This is a genomic window from Ralstonia sp. 25C, from assembly GCF_051904805.1.
Lineage (GTDB): Bacteria > Pseudomonadota > Gammaproteobacteria > Burkholderiales > Burkholderiaceae > Ralstonia.
In genome coordinates this window covers 2653875-2678441 of the sequence record NZ_CP196737.1, presented here as the reverse complement: position 1 = coordinate 2678441, position 24567 = coordinate 2653875, and the positions used below count along the sequence as shown (strand labels likewise).

The following is a 24567-nucleotide window of genomic DNA, read 5'->3' as shown; positions in this document are numbered from 1 at the left end:
GGACGGGCGTCTGCGGGCTTTTCGGGATGGCCGTCGATGTTGCATTGCGCCAACACTTGCCACCATCACCGCGCGGGTTCAGGTGCTTCGGCGCCGCCAGACCTGCCAGCGCTCGCGCCCGGCAAACACCGGCATGGAATCAGCTTCGGCGATAGGCGTGTCGCTGAGTCGCTCGAAGGCGGGTGACAGCAGCGCGTCCAACTCGGCTTGCGTGGTTTCGAACGGCGGGCCTTTGGGCACAGCCTCCCGCCCCTCGACCACGGCAAAAAAGCCGGCCAGCAAACCGCTGGGCGGTAGCAGCTTTGCAACCTGTGCCGCGTAGTCCGGCCACAGGCGGCGCGGCATCGCGCACAGAAAGGCGCGCTCGTATATCCACTGCACCGGCCGGCGCGGCGCAAAGCGGAAGAAATCCGCCAGCTCAACCACGTCGCCATGCGGGCCGAGTACGGCCTTGGCCGAGGCGACAGCGCTCGGCGCAAAGTCGATCGCCGTGACGGGCCAGCCGCGCTCGGCCAACCAGCCGGCTTCGTAAGCGTTGCCGCAGCCGGGAATCAGCGTGGAAAGCGGCGCAGGCTGCGCTTGGATGAATTGCAGGAAGGCTGCGGGCACGCCGTTCGCATCCCAGGGCGTGTGTTCACGGTCGAAGCGCTCGTCCCAAAAAGCGGGATCAGCGGCGTCGCGGGACTGGAAGACGGGCGGTTCGGCCATGGCGTTAAGAAAGGATCGGGAGATCAGTAACGGGCCATCCAGGCCAGCACATGCGTCGCGATGATGCCGACAGCAAACCCGCCGACGAACAGCAACGCGGCCGACAACAACCGGTTGGTGCGCTTTTGCTCCGCCAGCAGCGCGGTCAGCGCGGCAGTGTGCACCTTGCCGTCGTCGCGGGCGTGGCGGTCCAGAATCTGGTGCACCAGGCGCGGCAGATCGGGCAGCTTGTTGGCCCACTGCGGCGCCTCCACCTTCAGACGCTCGACAAAACCGCGCCAGCCGATCTGCTCGTGCATCCAGCGCTCGAGGAAGGGCTTGGCGGTCTTCCACAGGTCCAGGTCCGGATCGAGCTGGCGGCCGAGGCCTTCCACGTTGAGCAACGTCTTCTGCAGCAGCACGAGCTGCGGCTGCACTTCCACGTTGAAGCGGCGCGAGGTCTGGAACAGGCGCATCAGCACGAGGCCGAGCGAAATCTCGCCCAGCGGCCGATCAAAGTACGGTTCGCAGCAGGCACGAATAGCGCCTTCGAGCTCTTCCACGCGCGTCTCTTCCGGCGCCCAGCCGGATTCGATGTGCAGCACCGCCACGCGGTGGTAGTCGCGCTGGAAGAACGCCAGGAAGTTCTGCGCGAGATAGTTCTTATCGAACTCCGACAACGCGCCGACGATGCCGAAATCCAACGCGATATAGCGGCCCAGCGTCTCGGGCGCCACGCTCACGAGGATGTTGCCGGGGTGCATGTCAGCGTGGAAGAAACCGTCGCGGAAGACCTGCGTGAAGAAGATCTCCACGCCGTCGCGCGCGAGCTTGTGCATGTCGACGCCGGCGGCGCGCAGCTCTTCCGTGTGCGAAATCCGCATGCCATGCATGCGCTCCATCACGAACACTTCCGACGTGCACCAGTCCCAGAACACCTCGGGCACCAACAGCAAATCGGAGTTGGCGAAGTTGCGGCGCAACTGGCTGGCATTGGCCGCCTCGCGCATCAGATCCAGCTCGTCGTGCAGGTACTTGTCGAACTCGGCGACCACCTCGCGCGGTTTGAGGCGCTTAGCATCGGCCCAGAGTTTTTCCATCCACGTGGCCAGGTCGCGCATCAGCGCGAGGTCACTGTCGATGACGGGCAACATGCCTGGGCGCAGCACCTTCACCGCCACCTCGCGGCCATCGCACGGGCCGCCGCGCAGCGTGGCGAAATGCACTTGCGCAATCGATGCGCTCGCCACCGGGTGATGATCGAAGCGATGGAACAGCGCCGACAGCGGCTTGCCCAGCGACTTCTCCACGATAGCCGCCGCCACCTTCGGGTCAAACGGTGGCACGCGGTCCTGCAGCTTGGCCAGTTCGTCGGCTACATCAGGTGGCAGCAGATCGCGGCGCGTTGACAGCACCTGCCCGAATTTCACGAAGATGGGGCCAAGTTGCTCAAGCGCGAGGCGCAGGCGCACGCCGCGTGGCAGCTTCGGCTTGCGCCCCAGCGTCAACAGCCACACCAGCGCACGAATGCGGCGGCTCTTGAACCCCGACAGCGCGAGCTGATCCAGCCCGTAGTACAGGATGACGAAAATAATCTTGCCCAACCGGAAGAAGCGCGTCATGCCGATTCACCCGCGCCGGCCTTCGAGGTTGCGGGGCGCGCGAGCGTTTCGAGTCGCTCCAGGCGTTTGGCGAGGCGCGCCTCCGCATCACGCAGCGCAGCCACATCGGCGGCAAATTGCGCGAGGCGTGCATGGCGCACCAGTGTCGGCTGCTCATCGGTCAGATACGACGCCACGGATTCCGCCAGCGAACGGCCAAGGCGTGTGGCCTCGGTGCGTGCGGCTTGCGCGCCGTTCACCATGCGCTGCGCGATCACGTCGCCAAACACGCGCGACAGATCCTCTGCCGCATCCCAGCGCAGATTGCGCAACAACGTGGACAGCACGTTGGCAAACTCGGCTTCGCCTTCAATGCGTACGTGCTTTAGCACGGCGGCCTGGCCGCCTGTCGCGTATTCGCTCGCCGCCGCAGCCAGCGGCACCACCACAGTGACAGCGGGCTGCACATCCTCCTTGGGCGCCTCGGGCATCGTGACGAGGCCTGCGGAATCCACCTGCAGCGTCACCGACACCGGGGCGAGATCAAAACGCGCGGCGCGGCCGGCAAATGGACGCAGCGTCTCCTGCGCCCAGGGCTCCTGGCGCAGCAGATGATTCAGCGCGAGCAGCAACGGCTGCATCAGCACAAGCGGAAACGAAGACGAAGTAGCAGTCGAAGACATGCGGCAAGGGTGCGCAAAAGCGGCCAGAAACAAGCAGGTGACGGGCAACAAAAAGGGCCCGAACCGAATGGTCGGGCCCTATTTTACGGGCAATGCAGAAACAGCCGTTTTGCGCCGCTTCAAGCCTTATTTCATCAATGCAGCATCACTGCAATTGCTGGATACCCGCCAGCACCCAGCCACCCGCGCCTTGCGTCGGCTTGGTGAGGTTCCACACCTCCGCAAACGGCTGGGCCGGTGCGTTGGCTTCTTCACGGATCATGCCCGAGAAGCGCACGCTGGCCAGGTACTCGGTGGCCTGCGTCTCAATGCCAAGCATTTCGGCCTCGACCGAAACCACGTCAGTCTTGTTGGGCGTGGTGCCGCGGTCCGCCAGATCCATTTTGATCTCGGCGAACATCTCCGGCGTGGTGAACTCGCGGATGTCGTTCAGGTTGCCGGCGTCCCATGCGGCCTGCAGGCGAATGAAGTAGACCTTGGCGTTGCGCAGGAAAGCTTGCGTGTCGAAATCTGCCGGCACGCCCCACGGTTGCTGCGGCGCCGCTACGGCAGGCTGCACGTTTGCGGCAGGTTCAGCCGGGCCACCCAGGTTCCAGGATTGTGCGGCCGTCGGCGCGCCAGCGCCCAGACCCGACGTGTTACCGCTGTTGAGCGACGCTGCCGCCGGCGTGGAAACCTGCGGAGCCGGCGCGGCAGGCTGCGGCACATACGGCTCGCGGTCACCACCCAGCGACGGCCCACCCGTGGCATACGCCAGGCCTTGCGGACGGCTGCCGCGCACCTTGCGGATGATCCACATCACCACAAAGGCCACCAGGGCAATCAAGATCAGGTTCGACAGCAACGAGGCGAGGCCCGCACCCAGGCCGAACTTCGACAGCAAATAACCGATGCCCAGACCTGCAGCCAGACCACCCAGCATGCCACCCCAGTTGCGGCCAGGCTTTGCGACCGGTGCGCCCGGAGCGGGTGCTGCCGGCGACGGTTGCGCTGCCGGTGCAGCCTGCTGCGTGGGCGACGGCGTCGTTGCCGGCGGTGTCTGCTGACGTTGCGTCACCGTCGACGACTGCTTGCCGATGCTGCGGCTGCCGCCCATGCGCTTGGCGTTGGCGTCCAGCGCCGTGCCGAATGCGAGCGTCGCAACCAGCGCGCCCGCCATCAATTTTCCACCCCAATGCAAACTCATCGCTGTCTTCTCTCCAATGGCAGTGACGCCGTTAGATGAAGGCGCCCATGCCGAATTCAATGTGAGGATCGTGGCATATCGCCGCAGCGTACTGCATCGCCCATCCGGTGGACCGATGAAGACAGCTCAGAGGCGACGACCCACGTGCAGTGCTACGACACCCGCAGTCAGGTTGAAGTATTCGACCGAGTCCAACCCGGCCTGTTCCATCATCTGCTTGAGCGTTTCCTGATCCGGGTGCATGCGGATGGACTCGGCCAGGTAGCGGTAGCTCTCTGGATCGCCGGCTACCTTGCTGCCCAGCCACGGCAGTACCTTGAACGAGTACACGTCGTAGGCCTTCTCCAGCGGCTGCCACACCTTGGAGAACTCCAGCACCATCACCTTGCCGCCCGGTTTGACGACACGGCGCATCTCGGCGAGTGCGCGATCCTTGTGCGTCATGTTGCGCAAGCCGAATGCCACTGTCACGACATCGAAGTAAGCATCTGGAAAGGGAATGTGCTCGGCGTCGCACAGTGCGGTGGGCGTGAGCACACCGGCGTCGAGCAGGCGATCACGGCCGACGCGCAGCATCGACTCGTTGATGTCGGTCAGCCACACCTCGCCAGTGGGGCCGGCCTGGCGCGCGAAGGCCTTGGCCAAGTCACCCGTGCCGCCGGCAATGTCGAGCACTTTGTAGCCGGGGCGCACCGCTGCCTGGGCGATAGTGAACATCTTCCACACGCGGTGCAGGCCGCCGGACATCAGGTCGTTCATCACGTCGTACTTGCTGGCGACGGAATGGAACACGCCAGCGACCTTGCCGGCCTTCTCGCGCTCGTCGACCTGCTCGAATCCGAAGTGGGTTTTGCTCATGACAGAAAGGATGCGGAAAGCGGCGCACACGCGCCGCAAAGTGAATCGGGAATCAGTGGCTGTGGCCGCAGGCGTGACCGGCGTTGGCGGCCATGGGGGCGTCACGGTCGAGGCCGGCGGCGGCCAGGCGGTCGAGATACGCCTGCCAGAGCGCGTCGTGCTCGACACCGAGGCGGTACAGATAGGCCCAATCGTAGATGCCGGAATCGTGGCCGTCGGAGAACAGCGGCCGGATCGCGTAATTGCCCACCGGCTCCACGCCGACGATGCCCACATCGCGCTTGCCAGTCTGCAGCACTTCCTGGCCGGGCCCGTGTCCCTGCACTTCGGCCGAGGGCGACAGCACGCGCAAGTACTCAAACGGCAGGCGGAACTGCTTGCCATCGGCAAAGGCGATCTCCAGCACGCGCGATTGCGTGTGCACGGTCAAGCCAGTCGGGTGCGGGGTGTCGGCAGACAGTCCGGCCATGAAAAACGTCTCGTTGATTGCTTAAAAACTGCGCTTCAGGAAGCCGCCAGCGCTACGTGCGCGGGCTCTTCCACCACCCGATAGCTTACCGCAGTCAACGGATCGCCCTCAGGGATATAGCGCAGGCGGCGATGGTGGAATCGTGCCACGGTGCTGCGGTGCGCCACGCTAACGATGGTGACATCCGGCATCGATTCGAGCATCAAGCTGTACATGAACGCCTCGGTGTCTTCATCGAGTGCGCTGGTGGCCTCGTCGAGGAAGAGGTAGTCGGGGCGCTGCAGCAAGGCGCGCGCGAAAGCTAAGCGCTGTTGCTCGCCGGGAGAGAGGCGCAGGCTCCAGTTGCTGACTTCGTCGAGCAGATCGACCAGCGCGGGCAGACGGCAAGCGATCAGTACCTGCGTGAGACGCTCGGCGGTGTATTTCGTGGCGAGATCGGGGTACGACAGCGCGTCGGCCAGCGTGCCGGACGGCAGGTAACTACGCTGCGGCAGGAACAGCACGCGGGCATCGTCGGGGATTTCGATGCGGCCCGTGCCGTACGGCCAGATGCCGGCGATGGCGCGTACCAGCGTGCTCTTGCCGCAGCCCGACGGGCCATTGACGAGCACGCGCTCGCCGCGCACGAGGGTCATGTCGAAAGGTTCGACCAGCAGGTCGTCCGGCTTACGGTTCGGCAGGTTCAGCGCCAGGCCACGCGCCTCGATAGCCGGCACGGCAGCGGTTTCGACCTCGACATCACGTACGCCGGCACGATGCTCTTCTTCGCGCTCGGCGGCGCGAATGGCTCGCTGGAACTCGATCAGACGGTTGGTGGAGGCCTTCCAGCTCACCAGCGTGCGGTAGTTGGTAACGAACCACGACATGGCGTCCTGCACCTGGCCGAAGGCGGTGGCTACCTGCATCATGCCGCCCAGCGTGAGCGTGCCGCCAAAGTAGCGTGGCGCCGAGACCAGAAACGGAAAGATGATGGCGAATTGCGCATAGCCGGAACTGGCGAAGGTCAGCCGCCGCGTGTAGTCCATCAACTGGTTCCAGTTGGTGCGGATGCGCTCGAACCGGCCGCGCAGGATGGCTTTCTCGGTCGGCTCGCCGCGGTACAGGGCGATGCTCTCGCTGTTCTCGCGCACGCGCACGAGCAGGAAACGGAAATACGCTTCATAGCGTTCCTGCTGGAACGACAGCCCGATCAGCGGCCGCCCCACGAAGTGAATGATCACCGAGCCGATGATCGAATACAGCAGCGCAAACCACACCATGTACCCGGGGATGACGAAATCGTGCCCACCCAGGCTGAATGCCAGCGGCCCCGACACGGCCCACAGGATGCCGAAGAACGACACCAGCGTGACCGCCGAATTCAGGAAACCGAGCGCCAGCGTGAGCGTTGCATCGGTGAAGTTGCGCAGGTCGTCGGCGATCCGTTGGTCGGGGTTGTCGGCGCTGTGTGTCTGCTCGAGGCGGTAGAACGCCTGCTTGCCGAGCCAGTCATCGAGAAAGCTACCGGTGATCCACGTTCGCCACCGCATCTGCAGCATCATCGAGTAATACAGCCGCATGATGGAGCCGAAGATCAGCAACGCGGCAATCCACGAAAAGCGGCCCAGTTGGGTCCAGAATTCGCCGTAGTTCTTCTGCTCGAGCGCGTTGTAGAAGAGCCGGTTCCAGTCCGTGAACAGCACGTTCATGTAGACCAGAAACAGGTTCAGGCCGATCACCAGCGCAAGCAGCCCCCAGGCTTTGTGGCGATCTTCCGAGAACCAGTACGGGCGGATCAGTTGCCACGTCTCGGACAGATTCAGCCGGCCGTGGTGAACATTCAGCTCGGCGATGGAGTCCTTGTGGGAATCAGGCGTGGCGGCGGTGCGCGGTGTCGTCATGGCGATGGCTGGGTCACGACAGAAAAAAGAATCTGACGGCCTGCGCGCCCCGTGGGTTCCGCGCAGACGGTGGTGATGCGTTACCGGTGGTTACCGGTCAGGCATCCGCGAGCGCAGACTGTAGCGCGTACGACAAGGCCGGCAGCTTGGCGGCCACCTCGGCTATGCGCGTTGCATCCGCCTCGCGCTGCGCCGGGCCCCAAACCGCTTCGGGGAAGTGCGTATCCCATCGATAGCGCGGGATGACGTGCCAGTGCAGGTGCGGAACGAAGTTGCCGAAGCTGGCGAGGTTGATCTTGTCCGGCGCCAGCTCGGCGCGCAGCACGCGCTCCACGCGCGTGACGACTTCCATCAGCCAGTGGCGATCGGCGTCAGACAAATCAGTCTGCTCGGCGACGTGGTCATTCCAGATGACGCGGCAGAAGCCTGGAAAGCGCGCGTGTTCAACCAGCACCACGCGCGCCCGGGCATTGCGCCAGACGGGCTCGCCGCCGTCGGTCTCGCACAATGCGCAGCCGGGTGCGCGCTCGCCCGTCGTCACACCAGCACCCGCTCGATGCCGCCAGCGTTGGCATGGGCGACGTAGTCTTCCAGCCAGGTCTCGCCGAGCACATGGCGCGCCATCTCGACCACGATGTAATCGGCTTGCACCGACGCATCTTCGCTATAGCGCGACAGGCCTTGCAGGCACGACGGGCAGCTCGTGAGGATCTTCACGTTGTCGTTCGGGCCACCGGCGCGCAGCTTGTCGGCGCCCTTGCGCATTTCCTCTTCCTTGCGGAAGCGGATCTGCGTGGAGATGTCGGGGCGCGTCACAGCCAGCGTGCCGGATTCACCGCAGCAGCGATCATTCTTTTCGATCGCGCTCACCTTGCCGTCGGCACCCTGGTTGCCGCCCATGAGCTGGTTGACCAGCTTGGTCGGGTCCATGGTCTTGATCGGCGTGTGGCAGGGGTCGTGGTACATGTACCGCGTGCCTTGCACACCGTCGATCTTCACGCCCTTCTCCAGCAAGTACTCGTGAATGTCGATGATGCGGCAGCCCGGGAAGATCTTGTCGAATTCATACCCGGCGAGCTGGTCGTAGCACGTGCCGCAGCTCACCACCACCGTCTTGATGTCGAGGTAGTTGAGCGTGTTGGCCACGCGGTGGAACAGCACGCGGTTATCGGTGACGATCTTCTCGGCTTTGTCGAACTGGCCGGTGCCGCGTTGCGGATACCCGCAGCACAGGTAGCCCGGCGGCAGCACGGTCTGCACGCCCGCGTGCCAGAGCATCGCCTGCGTGGCCAGACCGACCTGCGAGAACAAGCGCTCCGAGCCGCAGCCCGGGAAGTAGAACACCGCCTCGCTGTCGGGCGTGGTCGCCTTCGGGTTGCGGATGATCGGGACGATCTCGTTGTCCTCGATATCCAGCAGTGCACGCGCCGTCTTCTTGGGCAGGTTGCCCGGCATCTTCTTGTTGATGAAGTGGATCACCTGCTCGCGCACCGGCGCCCTGCCCACCGTGGCGGGCGGATGCGCGGTCTGCTTCTTGGCGAACTTCTTCATCACCTCGTTGCCCAGACGCTGCGCCTTGTAGCCCCAGTCGATCATCACCTTACGCGTCAGGTTGATCGTCTCAGGGTTGGTCGCGTTCAGGAAGAACATCGACGCTGCGGTGCCAGGGTTGAACTTCTTCTGCCCCATCTTGCGCAGCAGGTTGCGCATGTTCATCGACACGTCGCCGAAGTCGATCTTGACCGGGCACGGCGTTACGCACTTGTGGCAGACCGTGCAGTGGTCGCCCACGTCGGCAAACTCTTCCCAGTGCTTGACCGACACGCCGCGGCGCGTCTGCTCTTCATACAGGAAGGCCTCGATGAGCAGCGAGGTGGCGAGGATCTTGTTGCGCGGGCTGTACAGCAGGTTGGCGCGCGGCACATGCGTGGCGCACACCGGCTTGCACTTGCCGCAGCGCAGGCAGTCCTTGATCGACTCCGAAATGGCGCCGATGTCGCTCTGCTGCATGATGATCGACTCGTGCCCCATCAGGCCGAACGACGGCGTATACGCATTGCGCAGGTCGGCGGCCAGCCCTTGCGGGTCGTTCACGTCGCGGAGCAGCTTGCCCTTGTTGAAGCGACCGTTCGGATCGACGCGACGCTTGTACGCAGCAAAGTCGGCGATCTCGTCGTCGGTCAGGAATTCCAGCTTGGTGATGCCGATGCCGTGCTCGCCCGAGATCACGCCGTCGAGCGAACGCGCCAGCGTCATGATGCGGGCCACAGCCTTGTGGGCGTCCTGCAGCATGTCGTAATCATCCGAGTTGACGGGGATGTTGGTGTGCACGTTGCCGTCGCCGGCGTGCATGTGCAGGGCCACGAAGACGCGACCGCGCAGCACCTGTTTGTGGATCGCCTGCGCCTCGTCGAGGATCGGCTTGAACTCGCCGCCGTTGAAGATTTTGCGCAGCTCGGCGCGAATTTCCGCCTTCCACGACACGCGGATGGTGCGGTCCTGCAACAGGTGGAACAGATTGGCGTCGGGCTGGTTCACCAGACGGTCGTCGATGGTCTGTGCGAGGTAGCCCAGGCCCAGGCCGATCAGGCTGGCGCGCGCCGTGGTGACCGGCGTGTCGAGATGGTCCAGCAGGTACTGCCAACGGGCGCGCGTGGCACGCAGCAGTTGCTGCGCTTGTTGCACGCGGTCTTCCAGCAGTTCAGCGCTGGGGATCTCATTGGCGTCGTCGGTGCGGCCCAGCGGCAGGTTGCTGCCCGCAAAGAAATCGAGCAGCGCGTCGGTCAGCTTGAGCTTGTTCTTGATCGACAGCTCGATGTTGATGCGCTCGATGCCGTCGGTGTACTCGCCCATGCGGTTGAGCGGAATCACCACGTCTTCGTTGATCTTGAAGGCGTTGGTGTGCTTGGAAATCGCTGCCGTGCGCGAGCGGTCTAGCCAGAACTTCTTGCGTGCCTCGGGGCTCACGGCCACGAAGCCTTCGCCGCTCTTGCCGTTGGCCAGGCGAATCACCTCCGAGGTGGCGCGCGCCACGGCGTCATCGTCGTCGCCGACGATATCGCCGATCAGCACCATCTTCGGGAACGCATTGCGCTTGCTCTTGGTGGCATAGCCGACGGCGCGCAGGTAGCGCTCGTCCAGGTGCTCCAGACCAGCGAGGATGGCACCGCCCTTTTTGGTCTCGCCGTCGAGGTAATCCTTGATCTCGACGATGCTCGGCACCGAATCACGCGCCTGGCCGAAGAACTCCAGGCACACGGTGCGAATCGACTTCGGCATGCGATGCAAGATCCAGCGCGCGCTGGTGATGATGCCGTCGCAACCTTCCTTCTGCACGCCGGGCAGGCCAGACAGGAACTTGTCTGTCACGTCCTTGCCGAGGCCTTCCTTGCGGAATTTGCGGCCTTCGATGGTGAGTGTTTCGGTGCGCAGCAGCTTGCTGCCCATCGGCGCATTGCCGTCGAACCACTTCAGCTCGAACGTGGCGACCGGCGCATCGTGGATCTTGCTGAGGTTGTGATCGAGGCGCGTAACTTCGAGCCAGTTGCCGTCCGGATCGACCATGCGCCACCAAGCGAGGTTGTCCAGCGCGGTGCCCCACAGCACGGCCTTCTTGCCGCCCGCGTTCATGGCGACGTTGCCGCCGATGCACGATGCGTCGATCGAGGTCGGGTCCACGGCAAAGACGAGGCCAGCCTTTTCGGCCGCATCCGCCACGCGGCGCGTCACCACGCCGGCGCCCGAATAGATCGTCGCCACGGGGTGGTCGACGCCCGGCAGATCGGTCATCTCGACCGCATCCAGGCGCTCCAGCTTTTCGGTGTTGATGACCGCCGAGAACGGCGTGAGCGGTACGGCGCCGCCGGTGTAGCCGGTGCCGCCTCCGCGCGGGATGATGGTCAGACCCAGCTCGAAGCAGCCCTTGACGATGCCGGCGATCTCTTCTTCCGTATCCGGCGTGAGCACCACGAACGGGTATTCGACACGCCAGTCGGTGGCGTCCGTCACGTGCGAGACACGCGATAGGCCGTCGAACTTGATGTTGTCCTTGGCCGTGACGCGGCCGAGCACCTTCTGGGCGCGGCGGCGCAGGTCGTACACCTGGGCGAATTCTTCCTGGAACGCCTTGACGGCACGGCGGGCATGCACAACCAGTTGCTCGACCTTGGTCGCGCGCACATCGCCTTCTGGGTCGTGATGCGAATCGTGGTCGGCCACGCGGCGCTTCTCGATCTCCGCCAGGCGGTGATTGAGCGCGTCGATCAGCATCTGGCGGCGCTTGGGCGTCTCGAGCAGGTCGTCCTGCAGATACGGATTGCGGCGCACCACCCAGATGTCGCCCAGCACTTCGTACAGCATGCGCGCCGATCGGCCGGTGCGGCGCTCAGCCCGCAGCTCGCTCAGGATCTGCCACGCAGACTCGCCCAGCAGGCGGATAACGATTTCCCGATCCGAGAACGAGGTGTAGTTGTAGGGAATCTCGCGCAGCCGGGGCGCAGCGTCGTGCGCCGTGAGTTTGGCGTCGATCAGAAGTGGGGCATTCATGGCGTGCCGCTGGGGAGGGGAGCGCGGCAAAGAGAGCCCGAGCCGCGCGGTCTTTAAAGGGCGATTGTACTGCAAGCTGCAACGTTGATGCATTGCAACAACGGTATCCCTGCCGGTGGCATGGGCGCCAAAACCATCGCATTTTCAATGGCTTGCGAACCCTGCAAGCTCAAATACGTGATGAGAAAATCACGCAAACGTCACATCATGACGTTCTTGATCCAGCCCAGGATGCCGTGCCAGAAGCCATCGGGCAGCGTCATCAGGGCCCCCGTCATGACCAGATAGCGCAGGAACTTGCCGATGGCCATGTACATGACGCTGGGCCAGAACCGCAGGCGCAGCCAGCCGGCCAGCGTGCAGAGCGGGTCGCCGATGCCCGGCAGCCACGACACCAGCAGCGACACCGGGCCGATGCGGCGCATCCAGCGAAAGTACTTCTTGTCGAGCGGGGGCTCGCGGTGGCGCTTGGGGTGCGGCACATGGTGGGCGTGCTCGGCGTTGTGTTCGCGGCGACGGCGGGCAAGGTGGAACCGCACCAGCGCCAGCTTGGCCGCATAGCCCATCCACCAGTCGACCGCGCCGCCCAGCGTGTTGCCGAGCGTCGCCACGATGATGGCCGGCCAGAACATGTCCGGATTGAGCCGGATGTACGCGAAAACCGCCGGCTCGGAGCCCAGCGGCAGGAGCGTCGCCGAGATGAAACTGACGATGAAGATGGCTGGCAGCCCGACCGTGGGCAGGGCAAGCGTGGCAAAAAGCGTGTCGATCCACTGTTCCATGCGGTCGATTGTAGTGGCCGGGCGGCCGCGGCGTCGCTTGGGAGCCGCCCTACCCCGTCAGGCAAAGAACAAGTAGGCGACGAGCACGGCGCCGACCAGCCCGATCAGGTCCGCCCACAGCCCGCAGGCCAGCGCGTAGCGCGTGTCCTTGATGCCGACGCTGCCAAAGTAGACGGCCAGCACGTAGAACGTGGTCTCGGTCGAGCCCTGGATGATGGCGGCCAGCTTGCCCTGGAAGGAGTCGACGCCGTAGGTGGTCATTACGTCGACCATCAGGCCGCGCGCGCCGGCACCGGACAACGTCTTCATGATGCCGACGGGCAGCGCCGGCACGAAGCGCGTATCGATGCCGAGCTGCGAGAACAGCGCGGACAGCCCCTGCATCAGAAAGTCCATGCAGCCCGCCGCGCGGAACACGGCAATCCCAACCAGCACCGCCACCAGATACGGCACGATGCCGATGGCCACCTGGAAGCCGTCCTTGGCACCGTCCACGAACGTCTCGTAGACATTGATGCGGCGGATGGCCCCACACACCAGGAACGCCACCACGATGGTGAGGATGGCGCCCGCGCCGATCAGGCCGATCCAGGCAGCCATCTGCTGCGGCGGAAACTGGCGCAGCCACGCAAACAGCAACCCCATCAACGCGACAAAGCCGCCGAAGTACGCCAGAAGCGCCGGTTTGAACAGGTTGATGCGCTGGTACCACGCCACCGCCGCAATGCCGGCGCAGAAGCCGATGAACGTGGACAGCAGCGTCGGCAAGAAGATGTCCGCCGCGTTGAAGCCGACCAGCCCCTGCTTGACCGCCATGGCCTGACGGATGGCGATGACGGAGGTGGGCACCAGCGTCACGCCCGCCGTGTTCAGCACCACGAACATCAGTTGCGCATCACTGGCGCGCTGCGGCTGCGGGTTGATCTGCTGCAACTCGCGCATGGCCTGCAGGCCCAGCGGCGTGGCGGCGTTGTCCAAGCCAAGCACGTTGGCCGACACGTTCATCATCATCGCGCCATTGGCAGGGTGGCCGGCGGGCACGGAAGGAAACAGGTGCCGCATCAGCGGGTTCACCAGCCGCGCAAACAGGTCGACCACCCCGGCGCGCTCGCCCACGCGCATGATGCCGAGCCATAGCGCCATCATGCCCGTCAGGCCGATCGCGATTTCAAAACCCGTGCGCGCGGCATCGAACATGGCGGTCAACATGCGGGAGAAGACCTCCATGTCGCCCTGCGCGACCTGCACGCACGCGGTGATGAAAGCGACAAGGAAAAATGCGAGCCAGACGAGATTGAGCGCCACGGTGCGTCCATTCAGAGCGGAAGCGGCTATTGTGCCGGACCCGCTGCCCGCACCGTCCCTTTGCTTGACCTGGTAGAGACAGAGCGGCGACCTATACTGCCCTGCATCCGGTGCAAACCGCTGCGTGCGGGAGGCCACATGGTCAAAGTGCTCTTCGCGGGGTTGGCCGGCGGGCTGACCTTGAACGTCGCCATGCTGCTGACGTTCCGGCTGATCGGCTTCGGCTGGAACGGCGGCGGTTTCCTGCTCACGTCGCCCATGCAGAGCCGCAAGCTGATCGCAGTCTGGACGCAGATCGAGCCGCTGCCGCTGATCGTCGCCAACCCCGCGCCGATGATCATCGGGCTGATGCTGTTTGGCGTGGTCCATGCCGCCATGTACCACTGGCTGGCGCCGGCGTGGCCGGCAGGCATTGCAGCCAGAGCGCTGCGCTTTGGCGGCCTGACGTTCGTGCTGTCCTACGGCTTCTTCGAATTCTTCACACCGGTCAACCTGCTTGGCGAACCGCTCATGCTGGTACTGGCGGAGCTCGGCTTCTGGGCGGTCATTGCGGCAGCAGAAGCCTGCGCCATCGCAGCGGTCATGGAATGGCGCGCAACGGTTCCCCTGGCTGCGTAGAACAGCGCGCTAAGTCCCGGTGGCAGGCTCGTCGACCGGCTCGATCTTGTGGAAGTTGTCATAGTCAACCGTGGTCACGCCGTCTTCGTCGCGGATCAGGTCGAGATAGCGGTGGTTCCAGCGGATCGCGTCGTGCCGCCACGAATAGCGCGCCTGCACGGTTTGCGCAGCCGTCTCGTCAGCACCTTCGATAGTGAGCAGCAGCAAGGCGTCGCCTGCCGCCAGCGATTCCACCGTGGCGTTGTGCAGCGGGCTGGTCTCGTCGATGACGTGCATCATCACCCAGCCCAGCAGAAAGATCGGGTGCTCGCTGCGCTCGAGTTTCAGGTCGCGGATCTTGTAGATCGAATAGCCCTCGGGCGAGCGCTCGTCCTGCATCAGCCGCAAGCGGGCTGTGGCCTCGGCAATGACGTTCTGGCGAGCATTCGCAGCACGCAGCATCAACGTGGGCGTGCCGTTGATGGTGCGCACGACCGGATTGCGGGCAAACAGGATCTTGGCGCGCGGCCGGGAAAAGCGCGCGAACACCAGCCCCGTCGCCATGGCAATCCCCGACATACCGATGAAGATCTCCAGCGTGGCGATGATGTGCGCGTACGTGGTCTGCGGGTGCATGTCGCCGTAGCCAACGGTGGCCAGCGTCTCGACGCTGAAGAAGAACGCCCCCGCAAAGCCCGGCGGCGACTGATTGGCGATGGGCGCATCGCCTAGCGAATACAGCCCCGCAAACACCGCGTTCATCGTCAGAAACAGCGTGGCCAGCAACGCAAAGAAGGTCGGCCAGTTGACTTCCAGCGCGTGGTGGTAGATGTCGCGCCAGCCCAGCGGCGGCATGCCGTAGGCAATGACGTGTTGGGTGCCGGACCAGATTTTGCGGCCCCGGCGCACGCGCTGGGTGGGGGATGACGGGGTATTCAAGACGACTTCTCCCTCGAAGTTGTATCGGCGGCTGCGGGCTGACCTGCCCTCTCAGAGATTTGCCTTGATCGCAGACGAAGCGCTGGGATTATGAAATTTCGTCCTAACGATCGCAACTTCATCGCCCTCTTGCGAGAGGAACAGCCCATTCAATCACGCCAACAGAAGGCAAACCATGCCTGTCAGTGGGACAAGTTGCGTTTCTCAATTCTGAGTATGTCGAGTTTCGTTAGCGACTCTGAATGTACCCACCGAGCATCTCCACTCCAGCGACGACCACACCCCCGATACGTTGCTGTTGTGGCATACCGTTATCCGGCTACGAGCGCGCCCAGTTACCCCAGTTACTCAAGCGCGCGAAGGATGGCGATCTGGCGTTGCCAGGCTGGAGTCGCAGTGGCCGCGCCCTCCTGATTGAGATGTCTATCGGCTGACTTTCTTTGCCTCAAAAAAGAAACCATCTTGATTGAAGATTAAGTGCTTACCGTGTCGGTTCGGTTTGACATAGAAGTCAAAACATCGTGCGTCGATATGCCGGACATTGTGTGGCAGGCCAAGCAAGATCACGTCCGTACTGTCCATCTTATACGCCGTGCCGATTTCTTTTGAGATGTTGCCGGTACTCTCCGTTACGGATTCGACCGCGCACTTATGCTGACCGAACCGGATTTCCTTAGGGCGGATAGAGAGCGTCTTTCCCACCAATTTGTTTGCTGCAGATTGCGACATGGCTGTGATGTTCGCGGAGGTTGGTGTGGAGATGACAAGCCAGTCTCCGGTGATGTCAGGTGGTATGCCTTCCGCATGGCAAACGAGGGCGGCGCAAAACAAAACGCTGCCAATCAGTGCATGAACCCGGCTCATTCAAAGCTCCTTGCTTCTTCGTTGCGACGTTTGATCAAGCCATTTGAGCGTTGAAGGATCTTTCTGCCGTGCTTGTCGCGAAGCGGTTTTCCATCTTTGCCCGTGAGTGTCACGTAGATATACGTCTTTATGATTTTTGCCGCTTCCTTCAGCTTGCCATGATTGACAAGCTGGAGGACAGGGCGCGCGCCACCTGAGCCGGTGTTGTAGGTGAAGCTGACGAGCGCATCAAACTGCTGCTGGGAGAGCGCCTGCCGCGTGACATTTCGTTTGACTGCGGCCTCCGCATCCAGAAGTCCATGCGCCAAGCTCCGTTCAATGCGTTCGTCTCCAACAGTTTCCGCAAGCTCCGCCTCGGAGCAAGGCCCTCTATGGGTAAGCGTGCCTACGCCGTAGGAGCAGTTGTTTCCCTGGTCGTCGTAGTAGTGGTCTTTCACACCTTCGTGGACCCGAATCGCATACACACCGGACGCGCTGGTGCGCATGGAGCGAACTTGAAGTTGAACGGTCGTGGACATTTCTCAGATTTCACTTGTTGAACCGAAATTTTGGGCAACTGTAGGACACGCAGGAATCGCTGAATGTGAACTGTTGTCGCTCATTTGGGAGGCTATGTTTCGCAAAGCGCGGTCATGCTGGGTCTCAAGTCATTTCTGCGACAATCCCGCATGAATGCTTCTGCTTCTCTCTTCCCCGGATGTGCCGCCCCACGTGCTGTTGGCGGAGTGGCCTCGGTCCACATTCCGCCGATGCTGTAATGCGCCATCAATATGAAGCAACAAATCATTGGCCTTCTTGCTGCAACACTCTGTTTTCAAGCCGTGGCTCAAGGCGATTTGGGCGTGGTCGAGCTGAAGAAAAGCGGCAGTCGCCTGTATTCAACGCAAGAGATCGCACCCGGCACAGAAATCGCGGCGATCACAGCGGAAGGCGTCTATCGCTGTTGTTATCGAGTGGGCAACCCCGACCCACAAGGTGCCGAGCGAATAGCGGACTTGTTGCACACCGACACGACCCCGATGGGGTACACGCTAACCCCTTCCAACAAGAAAGCGCGTGTCACGGCCCCCATCATCGGCGTCGGCCTTCCCGCCAAAACTGTTGTGTCGACAGCCTCCCGGTCGCCCGAGGGCACTACATTTAGCTGGAATGGCGACGCGTATCAGCTCAACCAGTGCACCACCGCTGAAGGCGTTCAACTGACGCTGAAACGGCGCGACCATGCGGTCAGTCGGTATTACTTGAGCCTTGGATACGACGTTGATCCGACGTGTAAGCCCTAGGGAAAAGCAGGCGCCTCCATTTTCCACAAATGGTGGCGCCGCTGCTTTTTGAAGGCGACCAGAAGAAACAGCGGTCCCGACACTGATCAGCCCCTCATGCAAGACCAACTCATAGCCACGCGTGCCCCGCGCGGGGCGTACTGGCAACTCGGCTCGTTACCACCCCAAGCCGGTCATCTACTTCTGATTGGCTGGTGCCTCCCCCGGCTCTCGGCCGGTGATGGCGTGCCACCAAGTCTGGTGACCAACGCACTCGCCCGAGCCTTGGTGTCCGTCGCGACCGTAAGCTTTCTGGCATCGACTGTTGTTACTGGCGCGCATGACAAACAGCACGCGCTCGGCACCGGCGGTATTGCCGAATACATCCGATCCCGCTGGATGCACGCACCGACGCATGCCACGCTGTTATCCACCTCGGATGCCCAATCGGCGGCCCAACTGTTCGATGACGACGGCTACCCTTGGCATCTGCAAGGCCAAGTCGCCTTGCTTTCGGCTGCGGATGCCGACATCGCTTCACTCAATCGCAAAGCCGTACTCGCCCTGATCGAGCCGGACTGGATGACGAGCGCCGCTGCACTTGCCAGCAGGGGGATCCGCGGCGTCTTGCGCCCCGGCGTCGACGGGGCTGTGGTCGGCATCCTGTGCTTAAACAACACGTTTGAGCAGGCGTTGGTGGCCGCCTTGCAACGCGAATCCCAATCCGCAGGGCTGGACTGGACGTTGCTTTCCGAAGATGCGTTTGCGCAAGCGTTGAGGCACACCAGCTAAACCCCGGCCACGAAGCGGCAGCACGGACCCCAGCCGTGCAGACCGCCCCACCCATCCGCCAAGGCGCCCCGTGATAGCCTTACGGGCTATTCCCAGTCCAACCCGGTCCGCACCATGGCCATCGATTACCTCAAGAAAATCCTCACCGCGAAGGTCTACGACGTCGCGGTGGAAACCGAGCTCAAGTTCGCGCCCAACCTGTCGGCGCGCACCGGCAACCGCGTCTACCTCAAGCGGGAAGACGACCAGCCGGTGTTCTCGTTCAAGCTGCGCGGCGCCTACAACAAGATGGCCTCGCTCACGCCGGCCGAGCGCAAGCGCGGGGTGATTACGGCATCGGCCGGCAACCACGCGCAGGGCGTGGCGTTCAGCGCGGCCCGGATGGAATGCAAGGCCGTCATCTGCATGCCGGTGACGACGCCGCAACTGAAGATCGACGGCGTGCGCTCGCGCGGCGGCGATTGGGTCGACGTCGTGCTGCACGGCGAGAGCTATTCCGACGCCTACACCCACGCCGCCAAGCTGCAGGAAAAGCACGGCTACACCTTCGTGCACCCGTTCGACGATCCGGAAGTGATTGCCGGCCAGGGCACCATTGCCATGGAAATCCTGCGCCAGCATCCGCAGCCGATCCACGCGATCTTCTGCGCGATTGGCGGCGGCGGGCTGATCTCGGGCATTGCCGCGTACGTGAAGGCCGTGCGCCCGGACATCAAGGTGATCGGCGTGCAGAGCGTGGATTCCGACGCGATGGCGCGCTCGGTGGCCGCCGGCAAGCGCGTCGAGCTGAAAGACGTGGGCCTGTTTGCCGATGGCACCGCCGTCAAGCTGGTGGGCAAGGAAACCTTCCGCATCACGCGCGAGCTGGTCGACGAGATCATCACCGTGGATACGGATGCCATCTGCGCGGGGCTCAAGGACGTGTTCCAGGACACGCGCAGCCTGCTGGAGCCCTCGGGCGCGCTGGCCGTGGCCGGCCTCAAGGTGTACGCCGAAAAGAACAAGCTCAAGAACGAAGCGCTGGTGGCCGTGGCCAGCGGCGCCAACATGAACTTCGACCGCCTGCGCTTCGTGGCCGAACGCGCCGAGGTGGGCGAGGCGCGCGAAGCCGTGTTTGCCGTGACGATTCCGGAAGAGCGCGGCAGCTTCAAGCGCTTTTGCGAGCTGGTCGGCTGGTCGCGCAACGTGACGGAGTTCAACTACCGCATTGCCAGCAAGGACGCCGCGCACATCTTCGTGGGCGTGCAAATTGCGTCGCGCGCGGAGGGCGACAAGATTGCCGACAACTTCCGCAAGCACGGCTTCCCGACGCTGGACTTGTCGAACGACGAACTCGCCAAGCAGCACATCCGCTACATGGTGGGCGGGCGTTCACCGCTGGCGGAGAACGAACTGCTGTACCGCTTTGAATTCCCCGAACGGCCCGGCGCGCTGATGAAGTTCCTCTCCAGCATGAGCCCGAACTGGAACATCAGCCTGTTCCACTACCGCAATCAGGGCGCGGATTCGAGCAACATCCTCGTCGGCATTCAAGTGCCGAAGAACGAGAAGCGCGAGTTCAAGGCGTTCCTCACCACGCTGGGCTACAAGTCTTGGGACGAAAGCGAGAACCCGGTCTACAGCCTGTTCCTGTAGCGCTGTCGCATAACGCTATCGATGCATTCATGAAAACGAAGTCCATCATCGCAAAGACCGCGCTTGCTACCGGAGTGCTCCTGGCAGGAGCCGTGCAAGCGCAGCGGCCCCCGGCGATTCACCCCGAGGCCCTGGGCAAGACCGTCTGGCTGACGACGGAGGTGTACATCGACGGGCAACCGCATACGAACGTCAAGGATGATTACCCTGGCGTCGTCGGCATCTCCAGGTGGGATTTGCAAACGAATCGGTACGAATTCTTCGACACCCAGACCGGCGAGTCCAAGCGCGCCTTGGGTGGTGGCGGCTACTTCTTCATTACCGGCGACAAGAAGTATCACGTCCTCGTATCGGACAAGGGCACCGGCGGCGTTGCCCGCGAGCTGCAAAAACTCGACGACAGCGAATTCACCTATACCCGCGTGGTTCCCGAAAAGATGACGGCAGGGAATCCGCCGGTGAAAATCTGGGTCGTCCATAAGCCGTATCGTGGACAACTCAATATCCGGTGGACCGACACCGTCGTGCGTTCACTCACTCCGTAACCAAGGCAATCGGAGCCTTGCCATGAGCAACCATCCTGAACATTCCCCGCTGGGCAAGACCTCCGCCTACAAGACGGAATACGACCCGAGCCTGCTGTTTCCGATTCCGCGCCAGGGCAAGCGCGACGAGATCGGCTTGGCCGCAGGCAGCGCCCTGCCCTTCTTCGGCGTGGACCTGTGGAACCTGTACGAGCTGTCGTGGCTGAACCTCAAGGGCAAGCCGCAGGTGGCCGTCGGCACGGTGATCGTGCCGGCGGATTCGCCCAACATTGTTGAATCGAAGTCGTTCAAGCTGTATCTGAATTCGTTCAACCAGACCAAGGTGGCGTCGTACGAAGCGCTGCAGCAGCTGATCCACCACGATCTGTCGGAGGCGTGCGGTGCCCCGGTGCAGGTGCGCATCGCGCCGCAGGAGGAGTTTGCGCGGCAGAAGATGGGCGAACTCGACGGCATGCTGCTCGATCGCCTGGACATCGAAACCGACATCTACCAGCCCACGCCCGAACTGCTGCACGCGGATGAGGAAGAAAGCCCCGTGGAAGAAACGCTGGTCTCGCACCTGCTCAAGTCCAACTGCCTGGTGACGGGCCAGCCGGACTGGGGCAGCGTGCAGATCCGCTACGTGGGCGCGCCGATCAACCAGGAAGCGCTGCTCAAGTACCTGATCTCGTTCCGCGAGCACAACGAGTTTCACGAGCAGTGCGTCGAGCGCATCTTTACCGACATCCTTCGCCAGTGCCGGCCGGTCAAGCTGGCGGTGTATGCCCGATACACGCGACGCGGCGGGCTGGACATCAACCCGTTCCGCACCAACTACAACACGCCGTGGCCGGACAACCTGAGGAATGCGCGTCAGTAGCGCACCGCACGACACGCACACGGAAAGCGCCTTCGGGCGCTTTTTTCATGGCCCGACGTGTTGTTCTCCCGCCTCCCTGACAGCCCACGCGACTAGGAATACTCCTAAATCCCTCACCCCCAAAAACCCATTAGGACCATTCTCATTCGAAGAAAAGGTCACGATCTTTAACGTGCCTGGTGAACATCCACCAAACGAGGATTCTCATGACACCAGGACGCAAGACATCACGTCGCCAGCAAGGCTGGCAAACGTGGGGCAAGCGCGTTGCGCTCACCCAGATCGCCGCACAGATTGGCCTGATCGTCGGCCCCCTCTATACCGCGCACGTGTATGCGCAAGAGGCCGACGAGCAAGCGCAACAGCAAGATCAATCGCAGAAGCAGCAAGACGCCCACCTGCAAAAGCTGGCCGAAATCACCCAGCAGATCGGCCAAGCCAGCAGCACGCCCAATGGCAACGTCAACCTCAAGGCCATGGCCGGTCAGCAAGTCGGCAGCGCCGCCGCCGAGGCCGCGCAGAACGCCCTGAGCCAATTCGGCACCGCCCGTGTGGACCTGGGCGCCGTGCACGACATGCGCAACTTCAGCGGCGCGGTGGACACGCTCATCCCGCTGGCCGACACCGAATCGAACCTCGTGTTCACACAGCTCGGCCTGCGCCGCAATGACGGCCAGATCACCGGCAACCTCGGCTTTGGCCACCGCCACTTCACCGACAACTGGATGCTCGGCTACAACGCCTTCTACGACCAGAACATCAGCCGCGGCCATCAGCGCTTCGGCGTCGGTGTTGAGGCTTGGCGCGATTACCTGAAGCTCTCCGGCAACGGCTACTTCCGCATCTCGAACTGGAAGGAATCGCACGAGCTGCTCGACTACGACGAGCGTCCCGCCAACGGTTTCGACCTGCGTGCCGAAGGCTACCTGCCGTCCATGCCGAGCCTCGGCGCCAAGCTGATGTATGAGCAGTACTTCGGTAACGAAGTCGGCCTGTTCGGCCCGAGCAACCGTGCATCGAACCCGGCGGCGGTGACCGTCGGCCTGAACTACACCCCGATCCCGCTGGTGTCGTTTGGCGTGGACCACCGCCGTGGCAATGGCGGCAACAACACCAGTGCCAACGTGCAATTCACGTATCAACTGGGTCAACCGTGGGCCAAGCAGATCGACCCCCGCCAAGTGGCTGCACGCCGCAGCCTGGCCGGCAGCCGCATGGATCTGGTCGAGCGCAACAACAACATCGTTCTGGAATACCGCAAGCGCCAGGTCATCAAGCTGAACCTGCCGACGCAGGTTGCGGGCAAGAGCCTGGACACCGTGGCCCTGCAATACAGCATCGAATCCAAGTACGGCCTGAAACATATCCAATGGCAGGATGGCGCGCTCGTGGCCGCTGGTGGTGCCGTGGTCGATGCCGGCGGTGGTAACTACCAGGTGCGCCTGCCGGCGTACCAGCTTGGCATGGCCAACAGCTACCCGCTCACCGGTGTGGCGTACGACGTGCAGGGCAACGCCTCGTCCATGGCCGCCACGACTGTCGTCGTAGCCCAGGCCGACGTGGATGCGGGCAAGACGCTAGTGGAAGCGTCGCCGTTGACGATTCCGGCCACCGGCAAGGGTACGTCGGTCGTGACGATCAAACTGATCGACGACCGAGGCAACGCCATCGCCGGCATGGCTGCAGCTATGAGCGCAACACTGGCCGAGACGCTGGATGGGGCGGCAGCCGTGATGAGCCTGCCGGCACAGCCCGCCACCATGACCCCGATTACCGAAGTGGCGCCGGGCGTATATCAACTGACCATCACGTCGGGCACGCGTACTGGGACGGTGGTCGTGACGCCGTCGCTGCAGGGCACAGTCCTGAGCCCGATCTCGATCGCGGAAGTGGCGGATGCGGCAAGCGCGGGCTTTGATGCAGGCAACTTTGTCGTGATCACCGATGGTGTGGTCGCAAACGGCACCGCCACCAATCAGGTGCGCGCCCTCGTCACCGATGAAGCCGGCAACCCCGTGCCGAACATGGGCGTGACGTTCAAGCTGAGCGGCGCGGCACAACCGGCGCCCGGCAGTTCGCTCACACAAACGACGGACGCCCACGGCTATGTGACGCTGCCCCTGATCAACCTGAAGGCGGAAGCCGTGAAGGTGGACGCAACGCTGGCCAACGGTGCAGAGGCAAGCGTGGAGGTCAACTTCGTCGCCGACCCCGCGACCGCAAAGTTCGATGGCGCGGTCACAGTGAACACAACCAAGATCATGGCCAATGGCTCGGATGCCGCGGAGTTCACCGCGACCGTGAAGGATGCGCACGACAACCCGCTGCCGAACATGACCGTGACGTGGAGCACCAGCGTAGGTGACTTGTCGGACGTGACCGTGGTCACGGATGCCAGCGGCAAGGCAACCACGAAGCTGACGCACACCTCGCCGGCTGTGGATGCAAAGGATCAGAAGGCCACCGTCACCGCCAAGCTGGATAGCGGTACACCCGTCAGTGCACCCACCGTCGACCTGATCGTGCCGATCTCGAAGTACGTCGACAGCACGCGGCATGACTTCAAATGGGATGATCCTCCGAAGGAATATCCCATCACGGTGTCGGGCCGTAGTGGCACGGCCTCGGCGTCGGCAAAGGTCAATGTCGATATCGACTACACGGCGTCTCGACTGTCGGTGCTGGAACTGCGGTTGGTTTCACCGACCGGCACACAGATCGTTCTGAAGAAGAATGGAGACACCGGTAGCTTGCGTGACAAAACCTATGACGTGGACCTGTCTACCTACTCGGTCAACGGCACCTGGAAGCTGTGGGTAGAGGATGGCACGACGTCGCCAGCAGGCACCGCGGGCACCGTCTATAGCTGGAGCGTTGAGTTGTAATGCTGTGGCGGCCTCTGCGTGCACGCCGCACTTCAAGAGCGATGCCTGAAGACCAGGCACGCTCAACAACCCAGGCCCCTCGCCAGAAAGCGAGGGGTTTTTTCTTGGCGCTTGCAATCCATCGACGGGCGCGAGCACCTTCCCGCCGCAAGATCGAATGCGTCATCCAAGCCACCCTGCCCTACGCCAATTC

21 protein-coding genes are annotated in these 24567 nt (G+C 63.1%); 7 read left to right on the top strand and 14 right to left on the bottom strand.

The features are described from left to right. Nucleotides 1-78: 78 nt before the first annotated feature. The 11 genes from ACS7SF_RS12585 to ACS7SF_RS12535 form a co-directional block, all read right to left on the bottom strand. Nucleotides 79-708, bottom strand: coding sequence for an SAM-dependent methyltransferase (locus tag ACS7SF_RS12585; protein ID WP_439890098.1), 630 nt, complete (start codon nt 706-708; stop codon nt 79-81). Nucleotides 709-731: 23 nt separating this feature from the next. Further along, nucleotides 732-2309, bottom strand: coding sequence for a ubiquinone biosynthesis regulatory protein kinase UbiB (gene ubiB, locus ACS7SF_RS12580; RefSeq protein ID WP_439890097.1), 1578 nt, complete (start codon nt 2307-2309; stop codon nt 732-734). Further along, nucleotides 2306-2971 (bottom strand): ubiquinone biosynthesis accessory factor UbiJ, encoded by a 666-nt coding sequence (locus ACS7SF_RS12575; RefSeq protein WP_439890096.1) that lies wholly within the window; start codon nt 2969-2971, stop codon nt 2306-2308. Before ACS7SF_RS12575 ends, ubiB begins: the two co-directional genes overlap by 4 nt. A 145-nt stretch (nt 2972-3116) precedes the next feature. Beyond that, nucleotides 3117-4157 carry a Tim44 domain-containing protein gene (locus ACS7SF_RS12570; RefSeq protein ID WP_439890095.1) on the bottom strand — a complete coding sequence of 347 codons (1041 nt, stop codon included), beginning with the start codon at nt 4155-4157 and terminating at the stop codon, nt 3117-3119. 126 nt (nt 4158-4283) lie between these two features. After that, nucleotides 4284-5015, bottom strand: coding sequence for a bifunctional demethylmenaquinone methyltransferase/2-methoxy-6-polyprenyl-1,4-benzoquinol methylase UbiE (ubiE, locus tag ACS7SF_RS12565; RefSeq protein WP_439890094.1), 732 nt, complete (start codon nt 5013-5015; stop codon nt 4284-4286). A gap of 52 nt (nt 5016-5067) precedes the next feature. Next, nucleotides 5068-5484 carry a gamma-butyrobetaine hydroxylase-like domain-containing protein gene (locus ACS7SF_RS12560; RefSeq protein ID WP_426396927.1) on the bottom strand — a complete coding sequence of 139 codons (417 nt, stop codon included), beginning with the start codon at nt 5482-5484 and terminating at the stop codon, nt 5068-5070. A gap of 35 nt (nt 5485-5519) precedes the next feature. After that, complete coding sequence (locus tag ACS7SF_RS12555) at nt 5520-7364, bottom strand: ABC transporter ATP-binding protein/permease (protein ID WP_439890093.1); 1845 nt, start codon at nt 7362-7364, stop codon at nt 5520-5522. Between the two features lie 97 nt (nt 7365-7461). Beyond that, complete coding sequence (locus ACS7SF_RS12550) at nt 7462-7905, bottom strand: HIT family protein (protein WP_439890092.1); 444 nt, start codon at nt 7903-7905, stop codon at nt 7462-7464. Beyond that, nucleotides 7902-11909, bottom strand: coding sequence for a DUF3683 domain-containing protein (locus ACS7SF_RS12545; RefSeq protein ID WP_439890091.1), 4008 nt, complete (start codon nt 11907-11909; stop codon nt 7902-7904). Before ACS7SF_RS12545 ends, ACS7SF_RS12550 begins: the two co-directional genes overlap by 4 nt. Before the next feature lie 200 nt (nt 11910-12109). Continuing rightward, nucleotides 12110-12691, bottom strand: coding sequence for a YqaA family protein (locus ACS7SF_RS12540; RefSeq protein ID WP_439890090.1), 582 nt, complete (start codon nt 12689-12691; stop codon nt 12110-12112). Between the two features lie 57 nt (nt 12692-12748). Beyond that, on the bottom strand, nt 12749-13996 hold the full coding sequence (locus ACS7SF_RS12535) for a nucleoside recognition domain-containing protein (protein WP_439890089.1): 1248 nt from the start codon (nt 13994-13996) through the stop codon (nt 12749-12751). Nucleotides 13997-14134: 138 nt separating this feature from the next. Between ACS7SF_RS12535 and ACS7SF_RS12530 the strand changes: the two genes are divergently transcribed. Then, a complete protein-coding gene (locus tag ACS7SF_RS12530; protein ID WP_439890088.1) occupies nt 14135-14614 on the top strand; it encodes a hypothetical protein in 480 nt (159 codons plus the stop codon). Nucleotides 14615-14623: 9 nt separating this feature from the next. Here ACS7SF_RS12530 and ACS7SF_RS12525 read toward each other — a convergent pair whose 3' ends face one another. The 3 genes from ACS7SF_RS12525 to ACS7SF_RS12515 all read right to left on the bottom strand — a co-directional run bounded on the left by ACS7SF_RS12525 (nt 14624) and on the right by ACS7SF_RS12515 (nt 16914). Further along, a complete protein-coding gene (locus ACS7SF_RS12525; protein ID WP_439890087.1) occupies nt 14624-15532 on the bottom strand; it encodes an ion channel in 909 nt (302 codons plus the stop codon). Nucleotides 15533-15955: 423 nt separating this feature from the next. Then, the gene (locus tag ACS7SF_RS12520; RefSeq protein ID WP_439890086.1) at nt 15956-16396 is read right to left on the bottom strand and encodes a hypothetical protein; all 441 of its coding nucleotides are present in this window, start codon (nt 16394-16396) and stop codon (nt 15956-15958) included. After that, nucleotides 16393-16914 carry a lysozyme gene (locus tag ACS7SF_RS12515; protein WP_439890085.1) on the bottom strand — a complete coding sequence of 174 codons (522 nt, stop codon included), beginning with the start codon at nt 16912-16914 and terminating at the stop codon, nt 16393-16395. Before ACS7SF_RS12515 ends, ACS7SF_RS12520 begins: the two co-directional genes overlap by 4 nt. Before the next feature lie 252 nt (nt 16915-17166). On the opposite strand from ACS7SF_RS12515, the gene ACS7SF_RS12510 reads away from it, so the two are divergent. From ACS7SF_RS12510 to ACS7SF_RS12485, 6 genes are all read left to right on the top strand, one after another. Further along, a complete protein-coding gene (locus ACS7SF_RS12510; RefSeq protein ID WP_439890084.1) occupies nt 17167-17679 on the top strand; it encodes a hypothetical protein in 513 nt (170 codons plus the stop codon). Nucleotides 17680-17775: 96 nt separating this feature from the next. Continuing rightward, a complete protein-coding gene (locus ACS7SF_RS12505; RefSeq protein WP_439890083.1) occupies nt 17776-18450 on the top strand; it encodes a hypothetical protein in 675 nt (224 codons plus the stop codon). A gap of 114 nt (nt 18451-18564) precedes the next feature. Then, nucleotides 18565-20085, top strand: a complete 1521-nt coding sequence (gene ilvA / locus ACS7SF_RS12500; RefSeq protein WP_439890082.1) for a threonine ammonia-lyase, biosynthetic — start codon at nt 18565-18567, stop codon at nt 20083-20085. 29 nt (nt 20086-20114) lie between these two features. Beyond that, nucleotides 20115-20630, top strand: a complete 516-nt coding sequence (locus ACS7SF_RS12495) for a DUF4822 domain-containing protein (protein ID WP_439890081.1) — start codon at nt 20115-20117, stop codon at nt 20628-20630. 22 nt (nt 20631-20652) lie between these two features. After that, a complete protein-coding gene (gene queF / locus ACS7SF_RS12490) occupies nt 20653-21489 on the top strand; it encodes an NADPH-dependent 7-cyano-7-deazaguanine reductase QueF (protein WP_439890080.1) in 837 nt (278 codons plus the stop codon). 206 nt (nt 21490-21695) lie between these two features. Beyond that, the gene (locus ACS7SF_RS12485) at nt 21696-24374 is read left to right on the top strand and encodes an inverse autotransporter beta domain-containing protein (RefSeq protein WP_439890079.1); all 2679 of its coding nucleotides are present in this window, start codon (nt 21696-21698) and stop codon (nt 24372-24374) included. Nucleotides 24375-24567: the final 193 nt, after the last annotated feature.